Genomic DNA, 5,355 nt, shown 5'->3' on the forward strand with positions numbered 1-5,355 from the left:
GGTGTGTGGGTGTTGTTTGAGAACTCAACAGTGTGTTTTGTTTGTGATAGTGCCAAATTTTTTGTTTGGTTGCGACCCTTTCACATCCCTGTCGTGGGGGTCGCGTTTTTTACAACAGCCAGTTTTTGGTTTGTTTGTTTGCTTGGATTGTGCTTTTCGTAGTGCTGAGAAGCTTTTATGGAGAGTTTGATCCTGGCTCAGGACGAACGCTGGCGGCGTGCTTAACACATGCAAGTCGAACGGTAAGGCCCTTTCGGGGGTACACGAGTGGCGAACGGGTGAGTAACACGTGGGTAATCTGCCCTGCACTTCGGGATAAGCCTGGGAAACTGGGTCTAATACCGGATATGAGCTCTGGCCGCATGGTCTGGGGTTGGAAAGTTTTTCGGTGCAGGATGAGCCCGCGGCCTATCAGCTTGTTGGTGGGGTAATGGCCTACCAAGGCGACGACGGGTAGCCGGCCTGAGAGGGTGATCGGCCACACTGGGACTGAGACACGGCCCAGACTCCTACGGGAGGCAGCAGTGGGGAATATTGCACAATGGGCGGAAGCCTGATGCAGCGACGCCGCGTGGGGGATGACGGTCTTCGGATTGTAAACCCCTTTCAGTAGGGACGAAGCGCAAGTGACGGTACCTGCAGAAGAAGCACCGGCCAACTACGTGCCAGCAGCCGCGGTAATACGTAGGGTGCGAGCGTTGTCCGGAATTACTGGGCGTAAAGAGCTCGTAGGCGGTTTGTCACGTCGTCTGTGAAATCCTCCAGCTTAACTGGGGGCGTGCAGGCGATACGGGCAGACTTGAGTACTACAGGGGAGACTGGAATTCCTGGTGTAGCGGTGAAATGCGCAGATATCAGGAGGAACACCGGTGGCGAAGGCGGGTCTCTGGGTAGTAACTGACGCTGAGGAGCGAAAGCATGGGTAGCGAACAGGATTAGATACCCTGGTAGTCCATGCCGTAAACGGTGGGCGCTAGGTGTGGGGGTCTTCCACGACTTCCGTGCCGTAGCTAACGCATTAAGCGCCCCGCCTGGGGAGTACGGCCGCAAGGCTAAAACTCAAAGGAATTGACGGGGGCCCGCACAAGCGGCGGAGCATGTGGATTAATTCGATGCAACGCGAAGAACCTTACCTAGGCTTGACATATACAGGACGACGGCAGAGATGTCGTTTCCCTTGTGGCTTGTATACAGGTGGTGCATGGTTGTCGTCAGCTCGTGTCGTGAGATGTTGGGTTAAGTCCCGCAACGAGCGCAACCCCTGTCTCATGTTGCCAGCACGTAATGGTGGGGACTCGTGAGAGACTGCCGGGGTCAACTCGGAGGAAGGTGGGGATGACGTCAAATCATCATGCCCCTTATGTCTAGGGCTTCACACATGCTACAATGGCTAGTACAGAGGGCTGCGATACCGTGAGGTGGAGCGAATCCCTTAAAGCTGGTCTCAGTTCGGATTGGGGTCTGCAACTCGACCCCATGAAGTCGGAGTCGCTAGTAATCGCAGATCAGCAACGCTGCGGTGAATACGTTCCCGGGCCTTGTACACACCGCCCGTCACGTCATGAAAGTCGGTAACACCCGAAGCCGGTGGCCCAACCCTTGTGGAGGGAGCCGTCGAAGGTGGGATCGGCGATTGGGACGAAGTCGTAACAAGGTAGCCGTACCGGAAGGTGCGGCTGGATCACCTCCTTTCTAAGGAGCACTCACCACACCTTGGTGTGGTCAGAGTTAGCGTCTGGTTCGTGCCCGACTGTGGTGCGCCAGGTGGCTCAATTGGGTGGAACACTATCGCGTAGGACTCGCCTTGATCTCATCGGGCGCCGGCTCAGGGCTGGCGTGTGTGGGGGAGCGTGGTCCGGATGAAACACACTGTTGGGTGTCTGAAACAACACCGTCGAGCCCCTGTGGGGGTTCGGGTTGTTTCTGATGGCACTGATTCCCGAGATGCTTGTGGCCTGTTGGCCCGGGTGTGGGTGGGGTTGGTGTGTGTTGTTTGAGAACTGCACAGTGGACGCGAGCATCTTTAATTGTTTTGTGAATGTAAGTGTGTAAGAGCACACGGTGGATGCCTTGGCACCAAGAGCCGATGAAGGACGTAGTAGGCTGCGATAAGCCTCGGGGAGCTGCCAAACGAGCTGTGATCCGAGGGTGTCCGAATGGGGAAACCCAGCACGCGTGATGGCGTGTTACCCGCATCTGAATACATAGGGTGCGTGGAGGGAACGCGGGGAAGTGAAACATCTCAGTACCCGCAGGAAGAGAAAACAACAGTGATTCCGTCAGTAGCGGCGAGCGAACGCGGAGGAGGCTAAACCGCATGCGTGTGATACCCGGCAGGGGTTGCGTGTGTGGTGTTGTGGGGCATGATGTCCTTGGTTCTGCCGGACCGGGCGCTGATTGATCGCGGGTTAGGGGAACGACTTGGAAGGGTCGGCCGGAGAGGGTGAGAGTCCCGTACCTGAAAGCCTTGTGGCGGAGCGATTTGTGTACCCAAGTAGCAGCGGGCCCGTGAAATCTGCTGTGAATCTGCCGGGACCACCCGGTAAGCCTAAATACTTCTTGGTGACCGATAGCGGATTAGTACCGTGAGGGAATGGTGAAAAGTACCCCGGGAGGGGAGTGAAATAGTACCTGAAACCGTGTGCTTACAAACCGTCAGAGGCTTTCGGGCTGATGGCGTGCCTTTTGAAGAATGAGCCTGCGAGTTAGTGGTATGTCGCGAGGTTAACCCGTGTGGGGAAGCCGTAGCGAAAGCGAGTCCGAATAGGGCGTTTGAGTGGCATGCTCTAGACCCGAAGCGGAGTGATCTACCCATGGCCAGTGTGAAGCGACGGTAAGACGTCGTGGAGGCGCGAACCCACTTAGGTTGAAAACTGAGGGGATGAGTTGTGGGTAGGGGTGAAAGGCCAATCAAACTCCGTGATAGCTGGTTCTCCCCGAAATGCATTTAGGTGCAGCGTCGCATGTTTCACCTCGGAGGTAGAGCTACTGGATGGCCGATGGGCCCTACAAGGTTACTGACGTCAGCCAAACTCCGAATGCCGAGGTGTGAGAGTGCGGCAGTGAGACTGCGGGGGATAAGCTTCGTAGTCGAGAGGGAAACAGCCCAGATCGCCGGCTAAGGCCCCTAAGCGTGTACTAAGTGGAAAAGGATGTGGGATCGCTGAGACAGCCAGGAGGTTGGCTTAGAAGCAGCCACCCTTGAAAGAGTGCGTAATAGCTCACTGGTCAAGTGGTCCTGCGCCGACAATGTAGCGGGGCTCAAGTACACCGCCGAAGCCGCGGCACTCACACAATAACCTCCTCCGGGCAGGTGTGTGGGTGGGTAGGGGAGCGTCGTGTGGCCATAGAAGCGCCGGAGTGATCCAGGTGTGGAGGCCACACGAGTGAGAATGCAGGCATGAGTAGCGAATGACGAGTGAGAAACTCGTCCGCCGGATGACCAAGGGTTCCTGGGTCAAGCTAATCTGCCCAGGGTGAGTCGGGACCTAAGGCGAGGCCGACAGGCGTAGTCGATGGACAACGGGTTGATATTCCCGTACCCGTGTATGCGCGCCCATGGTGAATCAGTGATACTAACCGCCCTGAATCCTCTGGAACACCCTTCGGGGTGTCGTGAGGTGGATGCGCGGGACCTGATCTGGTAGTAGCCAAGCGATGGGGTGACGCAGGAAGGTAGCTGGGCCAGTCAGTGGTTGTACTGGTGTAAGAGTGTAGGCCGCGACATAGGCAAATCCGTGTCGCATGAAGGCTGAGACTTGATGCATACCCGTTGTGGGGAATTCAGTGATCCTATGCTGCCGAGAAAAGCCTCTAGTGAGTTCATACACGGCCCGTACCCCAAACCAACACAGGTGGTCAGGTAGAGAATACCAAGGCGATCGAGAGAACTGTGGTTAAGGAACTCGGCAAAATGCCCCCGTAACTTAGGGAGAAGGGGGACCACGCCCGGTGACGGTCTTGACGGCCTGAGCTGGGGGTGGTCGCAGAGACCAGAGAGAAGCGACTGTTTACTAAAAACACAGGTCCGTGCGAAGACGTAAGTCGATGTATACGGACTGACGCCTGCCCGGTGCTGGAAGGTTAAGAGGACCGGTTAGCCGCAAGGCGAAGCTGAGAATTTAAGCCCCAGTAAACGGCGGTGGTAACTATAACCATCCTAAGGTAGCGAAATTCCTTGTCGGGTAAGTTCCGACCTGCACGAATGGCGTAACGACTTCTCTGCTGTCTCGACCACAGACTCGGCGAAATTGCACTACGAGTAAAGATGCTCGTTACGCGCGGCAGGACGAAAAGACCCCGGGACCTTTACTATAGCTTGGTATTGGCGTTCGATTCGGTTTGTGTAGGATAGGTGGGAGACTGTGAAGCATGCACGCCAGTGTGTGTGGAGTCGTTGTTGAAATACCACTCTGATCGTATTGACCGTCTAACCTCGGCCCATGATCTGGGTTAGGGACAGTGCCTGGTGGGTAGTTTAACTGGGGCGGTTGCCTCCCAAAGAGTAACGGAGGCGCCCAAAGGTTCCCTCAGCCTGGATGGCAATCAGGTGTTGAGTGCAAGTGCACAAGGGAGCTTGACTGTGAGACTGACACGTCGAGCAGGGACGAAAGTCGGGACTAGTGATCCGGCACCGGCAAGTGGAAGCGGTGTCGCTCAACGGATAAAAGGTACCCCGGGGATAACAGGCTGATCTTCCCCAAGAGTCCATATCGACGGGATGGTTTGGCACCTCGATGTCGGCTCGTCGCATCCTGGGGCTGGAGTAGGTCCCAAGGGTTGGGCTGTTCGCCCATTAAAGCGGCACGCGAGCTGGGTTTAGAACGTCGTGAGACAGTTCGGTCTCTATCCGCCGCGCGCGTAAGAAACTTGCGGAAAGCTGTCCCTAGTACGAGAGGACCGGGACGGACGAACCTCTGGTGTGCCAGTTGTTCCACCAGGAGCATCGCTGGTTAGCTACGTTCGGAAGGGATAACCGCTGAAAGCATCTAAGCGGGAAGCCTGTTCCAAGATGAGGTTTCTCACCACCATCGCGTGGTTAAGGCCCCCCACAGACCATGGGGTTGATAGGCCGGAACTGGAAGCGCAGCAATGCGTGGAGGTGACCGGTACTAATAGGCCGAGGGCTTACACACACAACAAGTTTTCAAAAAGACAAGTTCGCGTCCACTGTGCAGTATCTGAAACAACACACCCGCCACACACACGTGTGGCCGGGCCTTGTTTCACAGAGTTACGGCGGCCATAGCGGCAGGGAAACGCCCGGTCCCATTCCGAACCCGGAAGCTAAGCCTGCCAGCGCCGATGGTACTGCACTCGCGAGGGTGTGGGAGAGTAGGTCACCGCCGAACACAA

The 5,355-nt window shown here is 56.4% G+C and carries 3 rRNA genes; all 3 read left to right on the forward strand.

Annotated features, from left to right (window positions below):
- The first annotated feature begins 174 nt into the window (after nucleotides 1-174).
- Nucleotides 175-1,692, forward strand: a 16S ribosomal RNA gene (locus K3888_RS17425).
- Between the two features lie 346 nt (nucleotides 1,693-2,038).
- A 23S ribosomal RNA gene (locus tag K3888_RS17430) occupies nucleotides 2,039-5,135 on the forward strand.
- Between the two features lie 99 nt (nucleotides 5,136-5,234).
- A 5S ribosomal RNA gene (gene rrf, locus K3888_RS17435) occupies nucleotides 5,235-5,351 on the forward strand.
- The 16S, 23S and 5S rRNA genes sit together here, the layout of an rRNA operon.
- The last annotated feature ends 4 nt before the right edge of the window (nucleotides 5,352-5,355 follow it).

The sequence above is a fragment of the Dietzia aurantiaca genome (genome assembly GCF_021033825.1).
GTDB lineage: Bacteria > Actinomycetota > Actinomycetes > Mycobacteriales > Mycobacteriaceae > Dietzia > Dietzia aurantiaca.